This window comes from Streptomyces sp. NPDC007095, assembly GCF_040634475.1.
GTDB lineage: Bacteria > Actinomycetota > Actinomycetes > Streptomycetales > Streptomycetaceae > Streptomyces.
The window spans coordinates 18443-38476 of record NZ_JBEYFS010000079.1 but is presented as its reverse complement, the minus strand read 5'-3'; the positions used below and the strand labels follow the sequence as shown (position 1 = coordinate 38476).

16 protein-coding genes are annotated in these 20034 nt (G+C 69.4%); 8 read left to right on the top strand and 8 right to left on the bottom strand.

Annotated elements, in window-relative coordinates:
• Window positions 1-38 precede the first annotated feature (38 nt).
• The 3 genes from ABZ656_RS26180 to ABZ656_RS26170 all read right to left on the bottom strand — a co-directional run bounded on the left by ABZ656_RS26180 (window position 39) and on the right by ABZ656_RS26170 (window position 3365).
• Entirely contained in the window at window positions 39-857 is an 819-nt protein-coding gene (locus ABZ656_RS26180; protein WP_360270875.1) for a class I SAM-dependent methyltransferase, read from the bottom strand.
• Window positions 854-1711, bottom strand: coding sequence for a class I SAM-dependent methyltransferase (locus tag ABZ656_RS26175; RefSeq protein WP_101406776.1), 858 nt, complete (start codon window positions 1709-1711; stop codon window positions 854-856). Before ABZ656_RS26175 ends, ABZ656_RS26180 begins: the two co-directional genes overlap by 4 nt.
• Before the next feature lie 97 nt (window positions 1712-1808).
• Window positions 1809-3365 (bottom strand): hypothetical protein, encoded by a 1557-nt coding sequence (locus ABZ656_RS26170; protein WP_360270859.1) that lies wholly within the window; start codon window positions 3363-3365, stop codon window positions 1809-1811.
• Window positions 3366-3540: 175 nt separating this feature from the next.
• On the opposite strand from ABZ656_RS26170, the gene ABZ656_RS26165 reads away from it, so the two are divergent.
• Window positions 3541-4008 (top strand): MarR family transcriptional regulator, encoded by a 468-nt coding sequence (locus ABZ656_RS26165; RefSeq protein WP_101406777.1) that lies wholly within the window; start codon window positions 3541-3543, stop codon window positions 4006-4008.
• A complete protein-coding gene (locus ABZ656_RS26160) occupies window positions 4005-5783 on the top strand; it encodes an MFS transporter (protein ID WP_360270857.1) in 1779 nt (592 codons plus the stop codon). Before ABZ656_RS26165 ends, ABZ656_RS26160 begins: the two co-directional genes overlap by 4 nt.
• A gap of 5 nt (window positions 5784-5788) precedes the next feature.
• Here ABZ656_RS26160 and ABZ656_RS26155 read toward each other — a convergent pair whose 3' ends face one another.
• The gene (locus ABZ656_RS26155; protein WP_360270855.1) at window positions 5789-6319 is read right to left on the bottom strand and encodes a GNAT family N-acetyltransferase; all 531 of its coding nucleotides are present in this window, start codon (window positions 6317-6319) and stop codon (window positions 5789-5791) included.
• 346 nt (window positions 6320-6665) lie between these two features.
• Here ABZ656_RS26155 and ABZ656_RS26150 point away from each other — a divergent pair, with 346 nt between their 5' ends.
• Window positions 6666-7442: a polysaccharide deacetylase family protein gene (locus ABZ656_RS26150; protein WP_360270853.1), complete on the top strand. Its 777-nt coding sequence runs from the start codon at window positions 6666-6668 to the stop codon at window positions 7440-7442.
• A 7-nt stretch (window positions 7443-7449) separates the two neighbouring features.
• Here the strand turns inward: ABZ656_RS26150 and ABZ656_RS26145 are convergent, their stop codons facing one another.
• On the bottom strand, window positions 7450-8544 hold the full coding sequence (locus ABZ656_RS26145) for a substrate-binding domain-containing protein (RefSeq protein ID WP_360270851.1): 1095 nt from the start codon (window positions 8542-8544) through the stop codon (window positions 7450-7452).
• A complete protein-coding gene (locus ABZ656_RS26140) occupies window positions 8541-11075 on the bottom strand; it encodes a SpoIIE family protein phosphatase (protein ID WP_360270849.1) in 2535 nt (844 codons plus the stop codon). The genes ABZ656_RS26145 and ABZ656_RS26140 overlap by 4 nt, the downstream gene beginning before the upstream one ends.
• Before the next feature lie 371 nt (window positions 11076-11446).
• Here ABZ656_RS26140 and ABZ656_RS26135 point away from each other — a divergent pair, with 371 nt between their 5' ends.
• From ABZ656_RS26135 to ABZ656_RS26120, 4 genes are all read left to right on the top strand, one after another.
• On the top strand, window positions 11447-12535 hold the full coding sequence (locus tag ABZ656_RS26135; protein WP_360270847.1) for a substrate-binding domain-containing protein: 1089 nt from the start codon (window positions 11447-11449) through the stop codon (window positions 12533-12535).
• Between the two features lie 38 nt (window positions 12536-12573).
• Window positions 12574-13356 (top strand): ATP-binding cassette domain-containing protein, encoded by a 783-nt coding sequence (locus ABZ656_RS26130; protein WP_101406784.1) that lies wholly within the window; start codon window positions 12574-12576, stop codon window positions 13354-13356.
• Window positions 13357-13361: 5 nt separating this feature from the next.
• Window positions 13362-14645, top strand: coding sequence for a sugar ABC transporter permease (locus ABZ656_RS26125; protein ID WP_360270845.1), 1284 nt, complete (start codon window positions 13362-13364; stop codon window positions 14643-14645).
• A gap of 177 nt (window positions 14646-14822) precedes the next feature.
• Entirely contained in the window at window positions 14823-16898 is a 2076-nt protein-coding gene (locus tag ABZ656_RS26120) for a DUF1996 domain-containing protein (protein WP_360270873.1), read from the top strand.
• Window positions 16899-17025: 127 nt separating this feature from the next.
• Here ABZ656_RS26120 and glpK read toward each other — a convergent pair whose 3' ends face one another.
• Window positions 17026-18540: a glycerol kinase GlpK gene (glpK, locus tag ABZ656_RS26115; protein ID WP_360270843.1), complete on the bottom strand. Its 1515-nt coding sequence runs from the start codon at window positions 18538-18540 to the stop codon at window positions 17026-17028.
• A 42-nt stretch (window positions 18541-18582) separates the two neighbouring features.
• On the bottom strand, window positions 18583-19347 hold the full coding sequence (locus tag ABZ656_RS26110; protein WP_101406788.1) for an IclR family transcriptional regulator: 765 nt from the start codon (window positions 19345-19347) through the stop codon (window positions 18583-18585).
• Window positions 19348-19545: 198 nt separating this feature from the next.
• Here ABZ656_RS26110 and ABZ656_RS26105 point away from each other — a divergent pair, with 198 nt between their 5' ends.
• On the top strand, window positions 19546-19971 hold the full coding sequence (locus ABZ656_RS26105; protein ID WP_101406789.1) for an ATP-binding protein: 426 nt from the start codon (window positions 19546-19548) through the stop codon (window positions 19969-19971).
• Window positions 19972-20034 lie beyond the last annotated feature (63 nt).

The following is a 20034-nucleotide window of genomic DNA, read 5'->3' as shown; positions in this document are numbered from 1 at the left end:
CAGTGCGTGGCCGCGCTGGCCGAGGCACTGCCCCTGCATCAGGACGGCGCCGAGCGCTCCTCGATCGTCCGCGCGATCGCCCGTCTGATGACCCGGGCCGGCGACCCCGGCAGCGACGTCCGCGACCTGCTGCTCGCTGAGGCCGCCGGTGACGAGCAGGAATACGCGGCCGGCTGCTCGTACGCTCCCGGCGTCGTTCGGCGTCGCTCGGCGTCGAAGGCGGCGGCGTGGTCCGCGAGCACCGGCGGCGGCAGGAACGACGTCGACCGGATGTGCCCGGCGAGTTCACGGATCGTCCAGTGGTGCTCGACCGGGAACCGGTGGCGTCCGGCGGGCTCGAACCCGGCACGGGACAACACGTCGTGGTCAGGGTCCCGCTGCCTCGGCTCGTCCCAGCCGGGCGGAACGCGTCCGGCCGCGCCGAGGGCGTTCTGCCATTTTCGCAGCACGCCGGCGAGCGCCCGCTGCCAGTTCTGGGAGGCCGCCCAGGGGGAGGTCGACCAGCACAGTGCAGGGCAGCCACCGGGCCTGAGCAAGGTGTGGGCGCGCCCGGCGGTCGGAGCGCGGCGGAGTCGGTGGAAGGCATTGCCGATGACGATCAACTCGAAGCTGTCCGGCCCGGCGGGCAGCTCCTCGGCGCCGACGGTGACCGTACGAATGTGGGCCGCGCCGACGGCGATCGCCTTGGCGCGGACCACTTCGGTCATGCCGGGTTCGGCGTCCACGCACCACACGTCGGTGAACGAGTCGCGCAGCGGGAAGGCGAGCCATCGCACGGGGCAGCCTGCTTCGAAGTGGGAAAAGCGGGCACGGCCTGGGTTTTCGGAACCGGTGGCGGCCCGGCCGCAGTGTGTCAGGTGGTGGCCAAGAGGAGATCCTCTCCGCTCGACGGGCGAAGTCCGTCGGTCCGATCGGCGAAGTAGCGTTCGGCGAGGGCGGTTCCCGACACGTGGTGAACGTCCTTGAAGCCGGCGTCACGGGCCAGCGCCAGCATCTCCTGCGGGGCGTAGAAGCTGATGAACGGCGTTCCGGCCGCCTGCGCCTGTGGTTTGGTCGCCTCGAGTGCGGGGCGATCGGCGTCATCGACGAGTTCGGCCGGCAGCATGAACGTCATGGCGAGCGTCGAGCCGGGGGCGAGACCGGCGAGCCGACGCAGGGTCGCCGCGGTGGCGTCTTTGGTGAGATACATGGTGACGCCGGTGCAGGCGACGACCGTCGGCCGGCCGGGATCGAAGCCTGCGTCGGACAGCCGCTCCCACCAGTCCGCACCCGCCTCGAAGTCGACCGGCACCAGGCGCAGCCGGTCGGGGATCCCGTAGCCGAGTTCGATCAGGCGTCGGCGCTTCCAGGCCTGGGTGTCCGGCTGGTCGATCTCGAACACCCTCAGTCGGGCGGCGATCTCAGGCCTGCGCTGGGCGAAGGTGTCGAGTCCGGCGCCCAGCACGACGTACTGGGCGACACCGTGGCCGACCTGCTCGGCCACCAGGTCCTCGATGAATCGGGCTCGGGCCACGATGGCCGCCCGGAACCCGCTGGTGCCCCGCGGGTCCATGTCCGGGCGGCGCTCCCATCCCTCATCAGGTGCCGCCAGTCGCAGTCCGATCTCGTCCTCGATCACGTGCGGCGGCGAGTCGACCCGCACGTGCATCGCCCGCCAGAGCGCGACGCGCACCGCGGTACTGTCCGGCACCTCGCTCTGCTCGTCTGCCACGATGGCCCTCTCCTTGCGGTCAGTGTCTTGGTCAACGCCCCTTCAACGATCTAACGCCCCTTCACCGATCTGACATGACCATCGACACGCCGGGGCGTCAGTAGCCGAAGCTCGTCGTGTAGGCGCACTCGGTATAGATGTAGCCGGACCTCAGCTTGGCCGTGTCCGAGGCCGGGGACTTGCCGGTTCCGCTCCGGGCCTTGTGCACGAAGTACGTGGTACCGGCGGGGAGTCGGATCGTCCGTTGCGGGTAGTTCTTCCCGCTGTCGTTGCACGGTGTGAAGCCCCGCACCAGCGTGCTGGCGAGGGAGTAGGAAGTGCAGCCCGCGCAAGCCTTGAGAGGGAAGCTTCCCGTCACCGGCCCCGTGTACATCACGGTGATGTCGTCGGGGCTGTCGTTCTTGACGGTGACGGTGATATTGCCGCCGGATGCCGTCGTGGGCAGTCTCTTGCCCGCGGCGGGCACCGTCTGGGCGATTTCCGCCGCGATGGCGATCTTCTGGGCGCGAGCTCGGTTCGTGTGGTGCGGATTGTTCTTGACGAACTCGTTCATCGTGGTGACGGCCTCGTCGAAGTGCCCGTCCTTGTACTGGTCCACTCCGCAGGCGTACGTGCCCGAATCCGCGGTCTTGTCGGCCCGGTCGGCGTCCTTGCCGAGGTCCGCGGCCACGCCCGCCTCTTCTCCGGGCAGCTCGCGGACCTGGGTACCCAGGCTGTTCAGGTGCTGGACGGCCGTGCAGGGATCGCCGCCACCCACCTGTTTCACGGCCTTGCCGACCGCCGTTTTGACCGCCGGCTCCACCTTCGCGGCCGACTCGGACCGCGGGAACGTCGTCAGGAGATCGCTGAAATACGTGGTCCAGTCCGCCTCGCCACCGCTCAGCGACTTCGACGCGCACTCGTAGAGCGAGGTCGCCAGCCGATCGTCGGGCCAGGTGGACAGTGCTCCGAGTTCCCGCTTGCCCATGGTCCTCGGCACGGTGCGCAGGTACTTCAAGGGCGCTATGGCGTCGCAGTAGCTCTGCTGGTCGTAGGGCGCACCGACTGTGGCGTAGTACGTCTTGAGCCGGTCGGGGACCCGGGCGGCCGCGCGCGAGCCTGGATGGTCGCTGCGCAGGTCCCGATACACGGCCAGTGACCGGCGGTAGTCGGCCTCCGCCGTTGCGAACGGCTGCTTGCCGGCGGTCTGGACAAGCTTGTCCGCCCGCTCCAGCCGGTCCATGAGCATCGCCTCGGTGGCGTCGTCACGCGCGCCGTCGTACAGGGCGACGCCTCCGGTCGGCACAGCCAGCAGGACGACCCCGAGCGCGATCGCGAGCCAGGAGCGCGGCGGCCACACCAGACGGGTCCGCAGACCCACGACCGCACCATGGACGGCCGCGAGACCGAGGAACGCCAGGTAGACGACGACGGCTCCGCCGGGGACGCCGTCCGGGTCCGCGGGGAGGGCCACCAGGAGCAGAATCGCGGTCGCGACCCAGCACAGCGCCATGAGTCCCCAACGGCGCACCAGCGCATAACCGAGGCCCAGTCCGCACAGGTTCAGCAGCGCCACCGCGGCCGCTCGTAGCCCGTCGGCCGGAGCGGGCGGCGGTGCGGTCGGCATCGGCGGTACGACGAATGCGGCGCGCGGGCCGTTGTTGTCCCAGGACATGACGGCTCCCCCAGTCAATCACGCCCGAAGTTCTATGACTTGTCAGCGTACGTTCAATCGTTCGACCGCGACAGAGGGTGCGCCACGGCGGCGCGGACAGGTGGGCGATCACCCGTCCGATCATTACTAACATTTGATTGATCAGTCCAGACTGATAAACCTACTGTTAATACTTATGAAGGCGGACATAGAAGCAGGCACCGATCACGCCCACGGCCCGGGCGACACCGTCCGGCTCGCCTCCGAGCTTCGCCTCGCCGTAGGCCGCATGACCCGGCGACTGCGCCAGGCCCACGCCGTGGGAGACGTGTCCCTCTCCGGCGTTTCGGTGCTCGCGCGGCTCGCCGCCGACGGCCCCAGCTCCCCGGGATCCCTCGCCGACCTGGAACGCGTACGGCCTCAGGCGATGGCCAGCACGCTCGCCGTTCTCGAACAGCGCGGACTCGTCGGTCGTGGCCCTGACGCGGCGGACGGGCGACGGATCATCGTGGCGATCACCGGGGAAGGACGGGCCATGCTGGCGGAGAGGCGCTCCGAGTCCGTACACCGGCTCTCGGCCGTCCTCGACGAGTTCACCCCTCAGGAGCGCGGGACACTCGCGTCGGCCCTGCCCCTCCTCGACCGACTGGCGGAACGGCTGTGACCGCGCGCACCTCACGCTGGACGCGCCGGAAGGGCACCCCCGCGGGCCCCGGCTACAAGTGGGTCGCCCTGTCCAACACCACGCTCGGTGTACTGATCGCCACGATGGACGCCTCCATCGTGATCATCTCGCTGCCCGCGATCTTCCGCGGGATCGGACTCGACCCGCTCGCGCCCGGCAACATCGGCTATCTGCTCTGGATGATCCTCGGCTATCTGCTCGTGTCGGCCGTACTCGTCGTCGTCCTCGGCCGACTCGGCGACATGTACGGCCGGGTCAAGATCTACAACCTCGGTTTCCTCATCTTCGCCTGTGCCTCCGTCGCACTGTCCCTCGACCCCTTCCGGGCCGGCGCCGGCGCGATGTGGCTGATTCTCTGGCGCATCGTTCAGGCATTCGGCGGCTCCATGCTCACCGCCAACTCGGCCGCGATCCTCACCGACGCCTTCCCCACCCGGCAGCGCGGCATGGCTCTCGGCATCAACCAGATCACCGCACTCGCCGGCCAGTTCCTCGGCCTCCTCGCCGGCGGCCTGCTCGCCGCCGTCGACTGGCGCGCTGTGTTCTGGGTGAGTGTGCCGATCAGTATCACCGGCACCGTCTGGTCGTACCTGAGCCTGCGCGAGACCGCGGCGGGGCGCCCCGGCCGCATCGACTGGCTGGGCAACATCACCTTCGCCGCGGGCGCCGGAATCCTGCTGGCCGGCATCACCTACGGCATCCAGCCCTACGGCTCCCACGCCACCGGCTGGGGAAACCCGTGGGTACTCAGCGGCCTGATCGGCGGCGTCGTCCTGCTGCTGCTCTTCTGCTATGTCGAGTCGCGCGTCGCCGACCCCATGTTCACCCTGGCCCTGTTCAAGATACGGGCGTTCGCGGCGGGCAACCTGGCGGCGCTGCTGACCGCGATCGCACGCGGCGGGCTGCAGTTCATGCTCATCATCTGGCTGCAGGGCATCTGGCTGCCCCTGCACGGCTACGCGTACGAGGACACCCCGTTGTGGGCAGGCATCTTCATGCTGCCGCTGACGCTCGGCTTCCTGATCGCAGGTCCCCTGTCGGGTTACCTGTCGGACCGGTTCGGCGCCCGCATGTTCTCGACGGCCGGCCTGGTCGTCGTCGCGGTTTCCTTCCTCGGGCTGCTCGCCCTGCCCATCGACTTCGACTACGCGCTCTTCGCGGCGCTGCTCCTGTTCAACGGGCTGGGCCAGGGCATGTTCTCCGCGCCGAACACGTCCTCGATCATGGGCAGCGTGCCGCCCGAGTACCGGGGCGTCGCCTCGGGCATGCGCTCCACGTTCCAGAACTCGGGCACCGCGCTGTCCATCGGTGTGTTCTTCTCCCTGATGGTCTCCGGACTGGCCTCATCCCTGCCCGCGGCGCTCAGCAGCGGACTCCAGGCGCACGGCGTACCGGCCGGCTCCGCCGAGCATGCCGCGTCGCTGCCCCCGGTGAGCACGTTGTTCGCCACGTTCCTCGGCAACAACCCCATCGAGCACCTGCTCGGATCCGGCGGAAGCCTCACCCACCTCACCGCGGCCCAACACGCCACCCTGACCGGTCACACCTTCTTCCCGCAACTGGTCTCCGGCCCGTTCCACCACGGACTGGCCATCGTCTTCAGCGTCGCCGCGGGCATGGCGCTGGTGTCCGCCCTCGCCTCGGCCCTGCGCGGCGGGCCCCGTCCCGCTCAGGACAACCCCCCGCAGAGCCGGCCGTCCGCCGCGGCCGGCCCGCCACAGGCCGCACAGCGCCGGAACAACGCTCCCTCGTAGCGATCTCAACCGGCGATCTCAACGCTGAGTTGGGAGCCCAGTTCCTCGAAACCCGGCACGGCGGCGACACGCCGGGAGGCGGCAGGCCGCGCACGCCGTTGCGGCAGGAGGCCGGCGGCGAGGGCATGCGCGACCGTCGCCGAGCCCGTCACCCTCGCCAGCCCGCGTCCGCGCGCTCCCGGCGCCGTCAGTACGCCGATGTGTGCGGTCCGGCCCGGCCAGACCCGATATCCGGCAGCGGCAACCACCTGACCGTGCTCTCGGACCACGAACACGGGCGACGTGATCTCGTCCAGCGCGGCCTCGCCGGCGTCCTCACGACCTGCCGCCTGCTCCAGCAGCCGAAGTTCCGGGTGGCTGGCCGGCAGTTGTTCCACCGTCGACGCACCGGCCTCCGCCGGGCGGAAAGCCTCTGGAGCCACGTACGACAACGCTGCCGGCCCAAGCACCCGAGCCACGGGCAGCACCTCCCGCACCGCGATGCCGTCCACGACGCCGTCCACCGGCAGATTCGCCACTGCGTCGCGAACAATCACGGCGGCACTCTCACTCGGCACGGTCAGGAGGCCGGGCCGCGTCACACTCACCGCGAGCACACCCGGACTGCGACCGGCGGCACTCACGCTGACAGTCGGTCGGCAGCGAGCCCTCTTGCACCGAGGTCAGCCGTGGCCCAGGCCGCATACCGGAGGAGGGGGTCAGGGTCACCAACACCGGGCACAGCGCCGCTCGTTCGGAGGACTTCCCCTGCCTGGTGTCGCCGCTCTGTCTCCGAACGCCCGCGGAATTGTCCGTGATCGGTAACGGACGCATCCCCAGGCGGCCCATCGCCGTCCTCACGGGTGCACGAGATCAACAAGGACGACGAGGAGTGGGGCGGACATGTCGCGGCATGGGGGACGGGGTTGGCACGGGCGGGTTCTCGCGGCGGCGCTCGGGGTGACGGCGGCGGCTGCCGCCACATCGATGTGGACCGCGCAGGCCAATCCCGTCGAGGGGCAGCGCACGCCGGCCGGCTCGGCGCACGCCGGCTCCAAGGCTCCGGGCGGGAAGCCGGTGTCGGTGGACATCGCCCATGCCTCGGACCGCGGGGCCCGCGGTGTCAACATCACCATCGACGACGGACCGGACCCCACGTGGACGCCGCAGGTCCTCCAGGTGCTGCGGGACAACGGCGTCAAGGCCACCTTCTGCATGGTGGGCACCCAGGCCCAGGCCCACCCGGACCTGGTCAAGGCGGTGGTGGCCGCCGGGCACCGGCTGTGCGACCACACCGTCTCGCACGACACCACCATGGACACCAAGTCCCAGGCCTACCAGTCCCAGCAGATCCTGGACGCCGAACGCATGATCACCCAGGCCTCCGGAGGCGTCCGGCCGCAGTACTACCGCGCCCCGGGCGGCGCCTTCACTCCCTACAGCCGCCACCTCGCCGCCTCCCACGGCATGCGACCGCTCGGTTGGAACGTCGACTCCAAGGACTTCGAACACCCCGGCACGGGCGCCATCGTCGCCACTGTCAAAAGCGAGATCTCCAACGGCCCGACCATCCTCTTCCACGACGCCGGCGGGGACCGCTCCCAGACCGTGGCCGCCCTGCGCGAGGTCCTGCCCTGGCTGAAGCAGCAGGGCTACTCCTTCGGCTCTCCCGTGCGCTGAGTGCCCGTCACTCGTCCTCCAAGCGGATGAGTCCGGCCTTTTCGCAGGCGGTCCGGAGTTCGGCGGTACAGATCTGGTCGACGCTGTAAATGCCGTCCTTCAGGAGTGTCGGCTTGATCTTGTCCACCGTCACCGCCTTCGGAGTGAGCAGGACGGAGGGGATGTGCCTGGTGGTGGGGCTATTGGTCGTCGTCGTGGCGATCTCGCGGAGGTCCTCTCCGCGTCCCAGGGCGACGGCCATGGCGACGGACGCGTCGGCCTCCGCCCTGAAGGGCTTGTACACCGTCATGTACTGCTCGCCCCTGACGATGCGCTGCACGGCGTCGAGGTCGGCGTCCTGGCCGGTGACGGGAGGAAGCTCCCCGACGCGGGCGCTCTTGAGAGCGGCGATGGCGCCTGCGGCTATGGCGTCGTTGGCCGCCAGGACACCGTCGATCCGGTCCGGGCCCAGGGCCGCCATCGCAGCGGACATGTTGGCGTGAGCGCTGTCCGTGCTCCAGCCCTGGGTGTCGTACGACCTGCCGATCTTCACCTTGCCGGAGACGACGGACAGTGCGCCGCCGCGGAACCACGCCGCGTTGGGGCTGGTCGGATCACCGTTCATCATGACGACGTTTCCGCCGTTCGCCTTGTCGCCCATGGCCTTCAGGAGCGCCTCGCCCTGGAGCCTGCCGACCTGCGCGCCGTCGAAACTGACGTAGCCCGAGACCGGGCCTTCGGCGAGCCGGTCGTAGGCGACGACCGGGACACCCGCCTCGTGCGCTTCCTGGATCGAGGAGCGCAGCGCCCTGGTGTCGGTGGCGTCGAGGATCAGGACCCCGACCCCTTTGGTGATCATGGAGCTCATCTGTTGCCGCTGCCGCATCGCGTCGTTCTGGGCATTGGCGTACTCCAAGGTGCAGTGGGGGCACAGTTGCTTCAGCCGCTTCTCGATCAGCGGCCTGTCGGACCGCTCCCAGCGGGGGACGGTCCGGCTCGGGAGCAGCAGGCCGACGGTGAAGCCGTCCTTGCCCGTCTCGTCTTCTTCTTCGCAGGCGGTCAGGGACGTCGTCATGAATCCCACGACGAGCGCCGCGACGACGTGCCATGTACGGGTCCTCATGGCGGACCCCCTCGCTCCGTCCGGGGCCCTGAGTCCACGCGAGCCTGCTCCTTTCGCGGCACGACGAGCTCGCTCCACACCTGCTTGCCGCCGGCCACCGGCACGGAGCCGAAGGACTCCGACATCGCTTCCACGAGCAGCAGACCTCGGCCGCCGGTCGCGTCCCAGTCCACGATCACCGGCTTGGCGGGGGCACGCGGCGAGGTGTCGCTGACGCTGACCCGCACCCGGTCTCCGCGGAGCATCAGGTCGACGCGGACCGGGCCCTGAGTGTGCATGAGACCGTTGGTGACCAGTTCCGACACGACCAGCAATGCCGCGTCGGTCACTTCTTCGACCTTCCACCGGCGCAGCGCGCGTGCGGTGAAACGGCGTGCGTGCATGACGGCGTCGGGCAGCCGCCACACCGCCCAGCCGGCCCGTATCGGTCGGGTCTTCATGCCGTCGTAGCGCAGCAGCAACAGCGCCACGTCGTCCTCACGAAGGTCGAGTTCGCCGAGCAGTTCGTCGGCCATTTGCCCCGGATCCGCCGGATCAGCCGCGGCGAGCGCGGCGCGGGTCCGGTCCATGCCCTCGTCCAGGGGCAGGTCGACGGCCTCGACCAGGCCGTCGGTGACCATGGCGATCACCGTGCCGGGGGCCAGCGCGCAGGTGGTCATGGGGAACTCCGCGTCCGCGAGGATGCCCAGCGGGAGTCCGCCCGCGACCTGTACCTCCTCGGTCCTGCCGTCGGGATGGCGCACCAGCGGTGCGATGTGCCCGGCCCGTACGAACAGGGCGTTGCCCTCCTCCATGTCCAACTCGGCATAGCAGCAGGTGGCGAACAGATCGGTCTCCATACCGACGAGGAGCCGGTTGGCGTGCGAGACGACCACGTCGGGCGGATGGCCCTCCACGGCGTACGCCCTGATCGCGGTGCGCATCTGGCCCATGATCGTCGCGGCTCCGGCGCTGTGTCCCTGCACGTCGCCGATGACCAGCGCCACCCGGTCCTCGGAGAGGGCTATGACGTCGTACCAGTCACCGCCCACCTGCAACCCCCGTCTGGCGGGCAGATAGCGGGCGACTGCTGTCCCGCCGGGCAGCTCGGGCAGGCGCCGGGGCAGGAGACTGCGCTGCAGCATCGTCGCGAGTTCCTGTTCGGCGTCGTGTGCGCGCGCACGCTTGAGGGCCTGTCCCACCAGTGCCGCGGTGGCGGTCAGCAGGAACCGCTCCTCGGGGACGAATTCGTGCGGCTGGTCCCAGCCGACCAGGCACACGCCGGCGACCCACCCCTTCGCGGGGAGCGGCAGGACGGCCAGACCTCCGGCGCCGATGCCCGCGAGTCCCGGTTCGAGAGCCGCGCCGGCGGACCACAGATCCATACGTCCGTCCCGCAGAGCCATCTGAAGGGTGGGCAGGGCGCTGACCGGTGCGTCGGGCCATTCCGAGCGCCACTCGGAACGCCACCACTCCGGCCAGGCTGCGGGCTCGGGCGGATCGAGCACGGTGACCGCGAGCCGGTCGTCCTGCAACTCGGCGAGCGCCACCCGGTCGGCGCCCAGCGGCTCACCCAGCGCGGTGACCACCACCCGGCTGACGTCACGGACCGTTACGGCGTCGTCGAGTGCGGCAGTCAGCCACTGGATCCTGGACACGTCGTCGGCGCTCTGCCGCAGGACCGAGGTCGCCGTCACCACGCCCAGTACCTGCTCCGGCCGGTCGTCGAAACCTGCCACCACCTGACAGCTCAGGCTCAGCCAGCGCATTTCACCGGTCGGGCGGCGGACACGGAACTCCAGCTCCCGTCGGCCGACCGTCTGGGTGGCGGGCTCCAGGACCGACATCAGCGCGTGCATGTCCTCCGGGAGGGTGTGCGCAAGGAGGGTGTCCGCCTTGCCGTCGAAGTCGTCGGGAGTGATGCCGGCCAGCTCGAGCATCGTCTCGTCCGCCTCGATCAGGCCGGTGTCCGGCGTGATGACGAAGGAGCCGACGCACAGACTGCGCAGGGCCGGACTCAGCAGCGGCGACGGAACGGGTCGGCCGGTTCCCGTCCGGAGCACGACGACGACCGCGTCGGCGTACTGCTCCAGGAAGCGCCGTTGTTCGGCCCCGAAACCGTCCGTCGAAGCCCCCACCACGACGAGGCAGCCCAGCCGTCCGCCCTCCGTCCCGAGTGGGAGCACGGCGAGGGACACCTCCGGTCGCGGGGGCGTGGGCCCGCCCGTCGCGTAGGTGGCGAGTGCCGCGGGAGTCAGCCACAGTGGCCGGCCGGCGCGGAAGGCGTGCGCCGCCGGTGAGTCACCGGACAGCGGCAAACGCTCCGGCAGCCCGTGTTCGGAACGGGCGCGTCCGGCCGTTTCCACCAGCCGAAGCTCCTGTTTCCCGGCATCGGGCAGATAGACCGCTGTCAGCGCCACCCCCGCGAACGTCAGGGCCCGCTCGCTCGTGACCGCCTCCGGCACCGGAGGCGGTGAACCGGTGTCCGCGGCGTCGGCCTCGCATGCCCGTGGCTCCGAGACCCCGGCCCGGGCACGGCCGTCATGAGGCATGTCGGCGACCTACCTCCCGTCGATGCGTCAGGTGCCGACGGATGGAAATCAGGCACCCGCACACCAGAATCGTATATGGGTATTAACAGGACATATCCTCACCGCGGCGCATGTCGAAAGCGGGAGCCGCTGCGTTCGCAGATCACCTCGGCCGGTGTCACACTTACGACGTGGTCGTCTTGCCACCGGGACAGGCCATGACGCTTCGTGACCAGCCACCTGGTTCGACGGGATCGGCGCCGTCAGGCCGCGTCACACGAGGCCCGTACCGCCCCGCCGTCCCGCGCAGGAGCCCTTGACGCCACCCCGCGCTGCCCGCGCGCCGTTCGGTGAAGAACAAGCGCGAGGTGAAGGACAGGGAGGTCTCTCGCATGAAGGCCTGCATCCGGGGCGCGGCCGTCGTCATGACCGCGATCTCGACGGCCGTGGCTCTCACGGCCTGCGGGCACGACGCCGGGAACAGCTCCGGCGATGGCAACGCCCTGACGATCGGTGTGCTGCTGCCCGACGCCACCACGTCTCGTTGGGAGATGCAGGACACACCACTGCTCGCCAAGAAGATCAAGGAGCTGTGCCACGACTGCACGGTCGAGCACGTCAACGCCAAGGGCGACGTGGCCACCCAGCAGGAACAGATGGACTCGATGATCACCAGGGGGGTCGATGCCATCGTGCTCGTGGCCGTCGACGCCAGATCCCTCGGCGTCGCGGTCAAGAAGGCCCATGCGGCAGGTATCCCGGTCATCGCCTACGACCGTCTCGCCGAGGGTCCGATCTCGGGTTATGTCTCCTTCGACGGCGAGGAGGTCGGCAGGCTCCAGGGCAGGGCGCTGCTGAAGGCGATGGGCACCAAGGCGCGCACCGGCGCGATCGTCATGATGAACGGCGATCCCAGTGACCCCAACGCGGTGGCGTTCAAGAAGGGCGCGCTGTCCGTACTCAACGGGAGAGTGAAGATCGGCAAGGCGTACGACATCCTCCAGTGGAGGCCGGAGACCGCGAACCTCGACATGTCAGGCGCCATCTCCGCACTCGGCGCCTCCACCATCCACGGGGTCTACGCCGCCAACGACAGCCTCGCCGCCGGCAGCATCTCCGCCCTCAAGGCGAACAAGGTCGCCCCGCTGCCTCCCGTCACCGGGCAGGACGCCGAACTGGGAGCCCTGCGGCGCATTGTCGGCGGCGATCAGTACATGACCGTCTACAAACCCTTCGGGCCCGAGGCCTCGGCCGCCGCCGCCATGGCCGTGGCCGCGGCCCGCCATCAAAGCCTCGACCGGGTCGCCACGGGCAGGGTGAAGACCCGCGACGGGAGGACGGTTCCCGCCGTCATGCTCACCCCCGTGTCCGTGACCGCCCACAACATCACGAGCACCCTGGTGAAGGACGGCGTCTACACGATCCAGCAGATCTGCACCCCCCAACTCGCGGCCGCATGCGGCAAGGCGGGGCTCACCTGACAGGCAGGTTCCGAGCAGGTCCGGGCCCCGGGAAGGAGATGGTCACCGTGCCGGCTCCCCCCTTGCTGGCGCTGCGCGGCGTGTGCAAGCGCTACGGCGTCGTCGAGGTCCTAACTGACATCGAGCTGGAGATCTACGCCGGCCAGGTCGTCGCTCTCCTGGGGGACAACGGGGCCGGCAAGTCCACCCTGGTCAATGTCATCTCCGGCGTCGCCCCCGCGGACAAGGGCACCATCGAGTGGGAAGGCCGGGCGGTCCCCATCAAGCGCCCCCACGACGCCAGGGACCTCGGTATCGCCACCGTCTACCAGGACCTCGCGCTGTGCGGGAACCTCGATGTCGTCGGCAATCTCTTCCTCGGGCGCGAGATCCGCAGGTTCGGATTCCTCGACGAGGTGGAGATGGAGCGCCGCACCAGGCACCTGCTGGAACGCCTGACCAAAGGTGTCCCCGATCTACGGGTCCCCACCGTCTCACTCTCCAGTGGCCAGCGGCAGACGGTCGCCATCGCCCGCTCGCTCCTCGGCAACCCGCGGGTTCTCCTCCTGGACGAACCGACCGCGTCTCTGGGATTCGAGCAGACGCGCGAGGTCCTCGACCTCGTCGACCAGCTGCGCGACCGCGGCCTGGGAGTACTGCTCATCAGTCACAACATGGGCGACGTCAAAGCTCTCGCGGACCGGGCCGCCGTGCTGCGGCTCGGTCGCAACAACGGCTTCTTCGACGTGAACACCGCATCTCAGGAACAGATCATCTCCTCCGTCACCGGCGCCACGGAGAACGTGCCCCACCGGATGGCCTCCCCCGAGTCGGGGTGGTGAAAGGGATGCGCAGGACGGAGGACGACGCTCGGGCCGAACCCACCGCACCCGACGCCGAGGCCCCACAGCCCCGCCGCGGGCAGGCCTTCGTGCGTGCCCTCGCCCGTGCCGTCGATCGCTGGACCACCGCCTCCCGGCACAAGCTGAGCGCCGGCGAACTGGGCTCGCTGCCCGTCGTCCTCGTCCTCGTCGCGGTCTGGGTCACCTTCCAGTCCCTGAACCAGAGCTTCCTCTCGCCCCGGAACCTGTCCAATCTCAGCGTGGACGTCGCGGGCACCGGTCTCATCGCGGTCGGCGTCGTCTTCGTCCTGCTGATCGGTGAACTCGACCTGTCGGTCGGCTCGGTCAGCGGTCTCGCGGCGGCCGTCTTCGCCGTTCTCAACGTGAACAACGGCGTGCCCGAATGGCTTGCCGCCATCATCGGGGTGCTCACGGGTACCGCGGCGGGAACCGTCCAGGGCTTCTCCTTCGCGAGAACCCGGGTGCCGGCGTTCGTCGTCACGCTCGCGGGGCTGCTCACCTGGAACGGCTTCATGCTGTACATCCTGGGGACCAGCGGCACCGTCAACCTCGACGAGAACGGGCTCGTCGCCAAGCTGACCGGCTACTACTTCACCAATGACGCTGCCGCCTACGGCCTGGCGGCGATCGCCGCGGCCATGGTCTTCCTCGTGTGCTACCAGGGCAGGCGGCGGCGCAAGGCCGTCGGCATGCCCTACCGCTCGCTCCGGGGAATCGTGGCGCGTACAGGAGTACTCGCGGTGATCGCGTTCACCGGCGCGTATCTGCTCAACCGTTTCCAGGGCCTGCCGCTCGCCCTCCTGATCTTCCTCGTCGTGGTGGCCGGCCTCGACATCGTGCTGCGCCGCACGCACTACGGGCGGCAGATCTACGCACTCGGCGGCAGCGTCGAGGCAGCCCGTCGCGCCAGCCTCAGTGTGACGTGGGTGCAGACCGCGGTGCTGGCGATCTCGGGCACCATGGCCGCGATCGGCGGTCTGTTCCTGGCCTCGCGCATCACCTCGGTGAGCCAGAGCTCTGGCTCGGGCGTCCTGCTGCTCAATGCCATCGCGGCAGCCGTCATCGGAGGCACCAGCCTGTTCGGAGGACACGGCACGACCTGGTCGGCCGCGCTCGGCATGCTGATCATCCAGTCGATCGCCTCGGGCATGGCGCTCACGGACACCCCCGCCGCCGTCCAGTTCATCATCACGGGCGGGGTGCTCTTCGCCGCGGTGCTCATCGACTCGCTGTCGCGCCGCTCACAGAAGGCACACGGGCGGGCTTGACGGGTGTGACCTGGGATCGGCGTGGCAGGTTTGGCCGCGAGCTACGAGGCTGCTGTGAATTCGTGCGGTGTTTGAACGCTACCGGGCTCACCTGCGTATGGGACAGGGGATTTCCATGCCTGGCCTGCCACGGGACGTAGGAGTACACACGTGAGACGCAACACGCGCAGACGCCCCATGGGGGCACAGCGTGCGACTTTTGCCGCAGCCGCGCTGATATTGGGCGGAGGAGGGCTGGTAGCGGTCAATGTCTACGCTTCAGCGACCGAGAGCGGCTCGGGTGGTACGCCCGGTCAGGCGAACCCGAGCAACCAGACCTGGTCGGGAGCCGCCACGATCGACTGTCCGGACGTGGGCAGCAAACTCGCCGAGGTGCCACAGCAGGCGAAGGCGGACGTCGACAAGGAACTCGCTCTCCTCGACCAGCAGGTCTCCGAGGCGTACGCACGAATGACCTCGGAGCAGCAGGCCCAGGCCCAGGACGCGAACTTCGCCCAGAACGCGATCCTCGGTCCGCTGAAGGAGAAGCGGGGCGCGGTCATCGACCGCATCAAGACCGACTTCAAGAACGCGGGCGCCGAGGCCCCGAACTCGCTCGACGCTCTGGCCACCTGCACCGCGGTCCCCGCGGACCAGTCCCAGAACAACGCCGGGGGCCAGAACAGCAACGGTCAGCAGCAGAACGACAACGGCGGCCAGAACGGTGGGCAACAGAACGGCGGACAGCAGGGCGGCGGCGCGAGCACCGTCAGCGGTCCCGTCGCAGCGGACTTCGTGGACATCACCAAGGTCCAGCCGAACGTGCCGCAGAAGCCGGGCAGCGGCGGCAACGCCTCGACCGGCACGTTCACCAGCGCGTGCGGTGTGAACGCCAACAAGAAGTTCAACACCGACAACGTGATCGTCGCCCCCGGTGTCACCAACGGTGCCCACCACCTGCACGACTACGTCGGCAACCAGTCGAACGACGCGTTCGCCACGAACGACGATCTCGCCAAGGCCGCGACCACGTGCCAGAACCAGGGCGACAAGTCCACGTACTACTGGCCGGTGCTCCGAGTGCAGGACGGTACGCAGGAGTTCGACGCCGACAAGAACGGCGGCGGCCTGGAGGGCAACGTCGGGAAGGTCCTGCAGGCCAAGCAGGCGCAGATCGAGTTCATCGGCAACCCGCAGAGCAAGGTCGTCGAGATGCCGACGTTCCTGCGCATCATCACGGGCGACGCGAAGGCGTTCACCAACGGCCCCGCGAACGCCAACGCCCACTGGAGCTGCACCGGCTTCGAGGACAAGGTGCAGCTGACGGACAAGTACCCGATCTGTCCCCAGGGCAGCAGCGTGGTGCGGTCGTTCGCCTTCCAGAGCTGCTGGGACGGTCAGAACATCGACAGCGCCAACCACCGCACGCACGTCGCCTTCGCCGACGCCAACGGCAACTGCGCGGGCGGCTTCAAGGCGATCCCGCAGCTGACGATGCGCCTGGTCTACGACGTTCCGGCGCCGACCCTCGAGAACGGACAGGTGAAGAACCCGTACGCCGTGGACGGGTTCCCGGAGCAGGTGCACAAGGCGATCACCGACCACGACGACTTCATCAACGTCTTCGACGCATCCCTCATGCGGGAGATGGTGGACTGCATCAACGCCGGGCGACAGTGCGGCGACGGTGCCGGTGGAGGGGCCGGCGGCGGTGGCGGTGCTGGTGGCGGCAACGGCGGTGCTGACGGCGGCAACGGCGGCGGTGCCGGTACGGCTGGGCCGTCGCAGGGCGAGCCGACACCGGGCGAGCCGACACTGAGTCCTGACCCCTCGTCCGGCGGCAACGAGGCGACGGCCTCCGCCACCCCCACGGATACGCAGACCACGCAGCCCCCGGCCGCCGGTACGCCGGAAACCGCCCAACCGACGCGCGGCGGCCAGGCCACCGGCCACAGTGGCGTCGTCAAGGCGGACACGAAACCGCCCGCCGCGGCGAGCGACGCGGCCGGCGCACCGAAGGGCGGCGCACACGAGCACCACGGCAGCGAAACGACCCACCCTGCGCAGACGCCGGCCACGGGCGCGGACGCTCCGTCCGCGCAGCCGACAGCGCAGGACACGTCACAGGCAGGTTCGCAGTCACAGACCGAACCGCAAGCGGTCACCGGCGATCTGGCCGACACCGGCACGAACCTCTGGCCGGCCGCGGGCGGAGGTGTTCTCGTGATCGCCGGTCTGGTGCTCCTTCTCCGCATCCGGCGCAGCTCCGTCTGACACCCCCCGGGCCGCACACACCGCGCCGCCCGTACCCGCACGCCGCGGGTACGGGCGGCGCGGTGTCCGGCGTTCCCGGCCACCCGCACCTGCCACTGAACCTGGTGCGTGGGCACGCCGCCCAAGATCACCTGGACCTCGGCGGTTCGATCCACCCCAGCGACCGCTCGACGGCGCGCTGCCAGTCGCCGTATTCCCGGTCCCGCCGCTCGGGGTCCATGTCCGGCAGCCACTGGGCGGCCCGATGCCAGTTACGGCGCAGCACTTCCAGGTCCGGCCAGTAGCCGGAGGCGAGCCCCGCGGCGTAGGCGGCGCCGAGAGAGACCGTCTCGGCGACCATGGGCCGCACCACGGGCACATCGAGCACATCGGCCACGAACTGCATGAGCAGGTTGTCCGCCGTCATGCCGCCGTCCACCTTGAGCTCCTTCAGCGCGACCGAGAAGTCGGCGTTCATGGCGTCGACGACCTCGCGCGTCTGCCAGCCGGTGGCCTCCAGGACAGCTCGGGCCAGGTGTCCCTTGGTGATGTAGGAGGTGAGACCGACGATGACACCGCGTGCGTCGCTGCGCCAGTGGGGTGCGAAGAGACCCGAGAACGCGGGGACGATGTAGCAACCGCCGTTGTCCTCGACCGTCCGCGCGAGTGTCTCGATCTCCGGCGCGCTGCTGATCAGTCCCAGACGGTCACGGAACCACTGGACCAGTGAGCCGGTGACGGCTATCGATCCCTCCAGGGCATAGACCGGGGGCTGGTCCCCGATCTTGTAGGCGACGGTGGTGAGGAGTCCGTGCCGGGACCGCACGAGATCGGTACCGGTGTTGAGCAGCAGAAAGCTGCCCGTTCCGTACGTGCACTTCGCCTCACCCGGTGTGAAGCAGGTCTGGCCGAACAGGGCGGCCTGCTGATCACCGAGGGCTGCCGTGATGCGGACACCCGGGAGGACCGAGCGGGCGTCCCCGTAGCCCTCGGCCGAGGACCGGATCTCGGGCAGCATGGGGCGGGGCACCCCGAAGAACTCCAGAAGCTCCTCGTCCCAGGTGAGCGCGCGGATGTTCATCAGCATGGTGCGACTGGCGTTGGTGACGTCGGTGATGTGCAGGCCACCGTCCGCGCCCCCGGTGAGGTTCCAGATCAGCCAGCTCTCCATCGTGCCGAACAGCACCTCGCCGTCCCTGGCGCGCTGATCCAGTCCGTTCACATGGTCGAACAACCAGCGGATCCGCGGTGCCGAGAAGTAGGTCGAGGGGGGCAGACCGCAACGCTCGAGAAAGAATTCGTCCCCGGGCTGGTTTCTCAGGTCCTCGACGAGCGGTGCCGTACGCGTGTCCTGCCAGACGATCGCCCTGCCCAGCGGGGCACCCGTCCGCCGGTCCCACAGCACCGTCGTCTCGCGCTGATTGGCGATACCGATGGCAGCGACCTCTCCCGCACCGACACCGGCGTCGGAGAGCGCCTCGGGCATGATGCGCCGCAGATTGCGCCAGATCTCGACGGCGTCGTGCTCGACCCAGCCGGGCCTGGGGAAGTGCTGCTGATGCTCCCGCTGGACGACCGACACCAGCCGCCCGTGGTGGTCGAACAGAATGCATCGGGTGGAATTGGTGCCCTGATCGATGGACATCACATACCGTTCAACCATGATCGGGTCTGCCTTCCGATGTGTCGTGGAGGCGGGGCCTGACTAGCGTGCTGCTCCCAGATCCCTGGAGATCGCCCGTGCGGCCTCGCGGAGCAGGGTGATCAGGTTCGGCCGGGGGCGGCCCTGGCTGTCGCAGATCCTCTCGACCGGGCCGGAAAGGCCGACGGCGCCCACGACGAGGCCGCCGTGCCCCCGGATCGGCGAGGCGATACCGGCTTCCCCCATGCTCATTTCCTGGATCTCCGCGGCCCAGCCGACTTCCCGGACCCCGGCGAGCGCCCGCGTGAGCTTCTCCGGTACGACCAGGGTGTGCCGGGTGTAGGCCTCCAGCCCGGCTTCCGAAGCCGACTCGAGGGACGCGGTCCCGTAAGCCAGCAGCACCTTGCCCAGCGAGGAGGCGTGCAGAGGCAGCAGCGAACCCACGTCCAGGGTCTGGAGGGTGTCGTCCGGCCGGAACACGTGGTGGATCACAAGGACCTCGCCCTCGAAGGGGGTGCCCAGGCGAACCGCTTCCCCGCTACGGGCGGCCAGGGCATCGGCCCAGTTGATGGAGCGCGACCGCAGCTCATTGATGTCGAGGTAACTGGTGCCGAGGTGCAGCAGCGCCGCACCGAGCTGGTACTTTCCGGTCGACGCGTCCTGCTCCACGAAATCCACGTGCTGGAGGGTGCGCAGAATGCCGTGCGCCGTGCCCTTCGCCAGCCCGAGCGAGGCCGCCACCTCGCCGAGCCCGAGTCGACGGGGCCCACCAGCGAGCAGACGCAAGATCGCCGCCGCCCGTTCGATCGACTGGACTGGGCCGGCCATGAGGCGAGCCTAGTACCGCCACCGAGGGTTCGCTTCACGTGCAGGCCGCCGCCCGTTCACCACTGGGTGAAGGTGAGCGTTCGGTAATGGCGACCGCCGTTCATTGACCGGCCTCACTTCGCTTCCTAACGTTCACTGAGGCCCGGCAACGCGCGCTGAGGCTCGGCAACCCGCCGACAGCGCTCCGGAGGAGAAGACATGGCGGCACAGCTCAATACGATGCTTCGGGAGGCGGTCGAACACGTCGGTCCGCTGCCCCACGCCGCCGAGGTCGTCTCGGCCGCACGCCGGCGTGTGAAGGCAGTCCTCGCAGACTGGAACGTGTCCTGCGAGATCGCCGAGGACTGCCTCCTGGTGGTCTCGGAGCTGCTCACCAACGCGATCGTCCACGCCCTGCCCCCGGCGGAGCTGCGGCTGTCCTGGGTACGGGCCGAGGGGCTCAGCACTCTGCGCGTCGAAGTCACCGACGCGGGATCCGCGCTTCCAGCCGGTCAGTCTCCCCCGGGAATCGATCCGGACGAGCACGGCCGCGGCCAGGAGATCGTCCACGCGCTGGCGACTCGGCATGGCATACGTGTCCACTCCGGCGGGATCACCCGGTGGGCCGATCTGGTCGGAGTCTGAGAACGCACATATCGCTGGCGAGAATGCGTGCCTCACTCCATGTGAAGTGGCTCCGCCGGCCGG

Coding starts and splice junctions, on each gene's coding strand:
- ABZ656_RS26170 (WP_360270859.1), bottom strand. CDS start 3,365: ATGTCCTGGGACAACAACGGCCCGCGCGCCGCATTCGTCGTACCGCCG.
- ABZ656_RS26165 (WP_101406777.1), top strand. CDS start 3,541: ATGAAGGCGGACATAGAAGCAGGCACCGATCACGCCCACGGCCCGGGC.
- ABZ656_RS26150 (WP_360270853.1), top strand. CDS start 6,666: ATGTCGCGGCATGGGGGACGGGGTTGGCACGGGCGGGTTCTCGCGGCG.
- ABZ656_RS26145 (WP_360270851.1), bottom strand. CDS start 8,544: ATGAGGACCCGTACATGGCACGTCGTCGCGGCGCTCGTCGTGGGATTC.
- ABZ656_RS26140 (WP_360270849.1), bottom strand. CDS start 11,075: ATGCCTCATGACGGCCGTGCCCGGGCCGGGGTCTCGGAGCCACGGGCA.
- ABZ656_RS26135 (WP_360270847.1), top strand. CDS start 11,447: ATGAAGGCCTGCATCCGGGGCGCGGCCGTCGTCATGACCGCGATCTCG.
- ABZ656_RS26130 (WP_101406784.1), top strand. CDS start 12,574: ATGGTCACCGTGCCGGCTCCCCCCTTGCTGGCGCTGCGCGGCGTGTGC.
- ABZ656_RS26125 (WP_360270845.1), top strand. CDS start 13,362: ATGCGCAGGACGGAGGACGACGCTCGGGCCGAACCCACCGCACCCGAC.
- ABZ656_RS26120 (WP_360270873.1), top strand. CDS start 14,823: ATGGGGGCACAGCGTGCGACTTTTGCCGCAGCCGCGCTGATATTGGGC.
- glpK (WP_360270843.1), bottom strand. CDS start 18,540: ATGGTTGAACGGTATGTGATGTCCATCGATCAGGGCACCAATTCCACC.
- ABZ656_RS26110 (WP_101406788.1), bottom strand. CDS start 19,347: ATGGCCGGCCCAGTCCAGTCGATCGAACGGGCGGCGGCGATCTTGCGT.
- ABZ656_RS26105 (WP_101406789.1), top strand. CDS start 19,546: ATGGCGGCACAGCTCAATACGATGCTTCGGGAGGCGGTCGAACACGTC.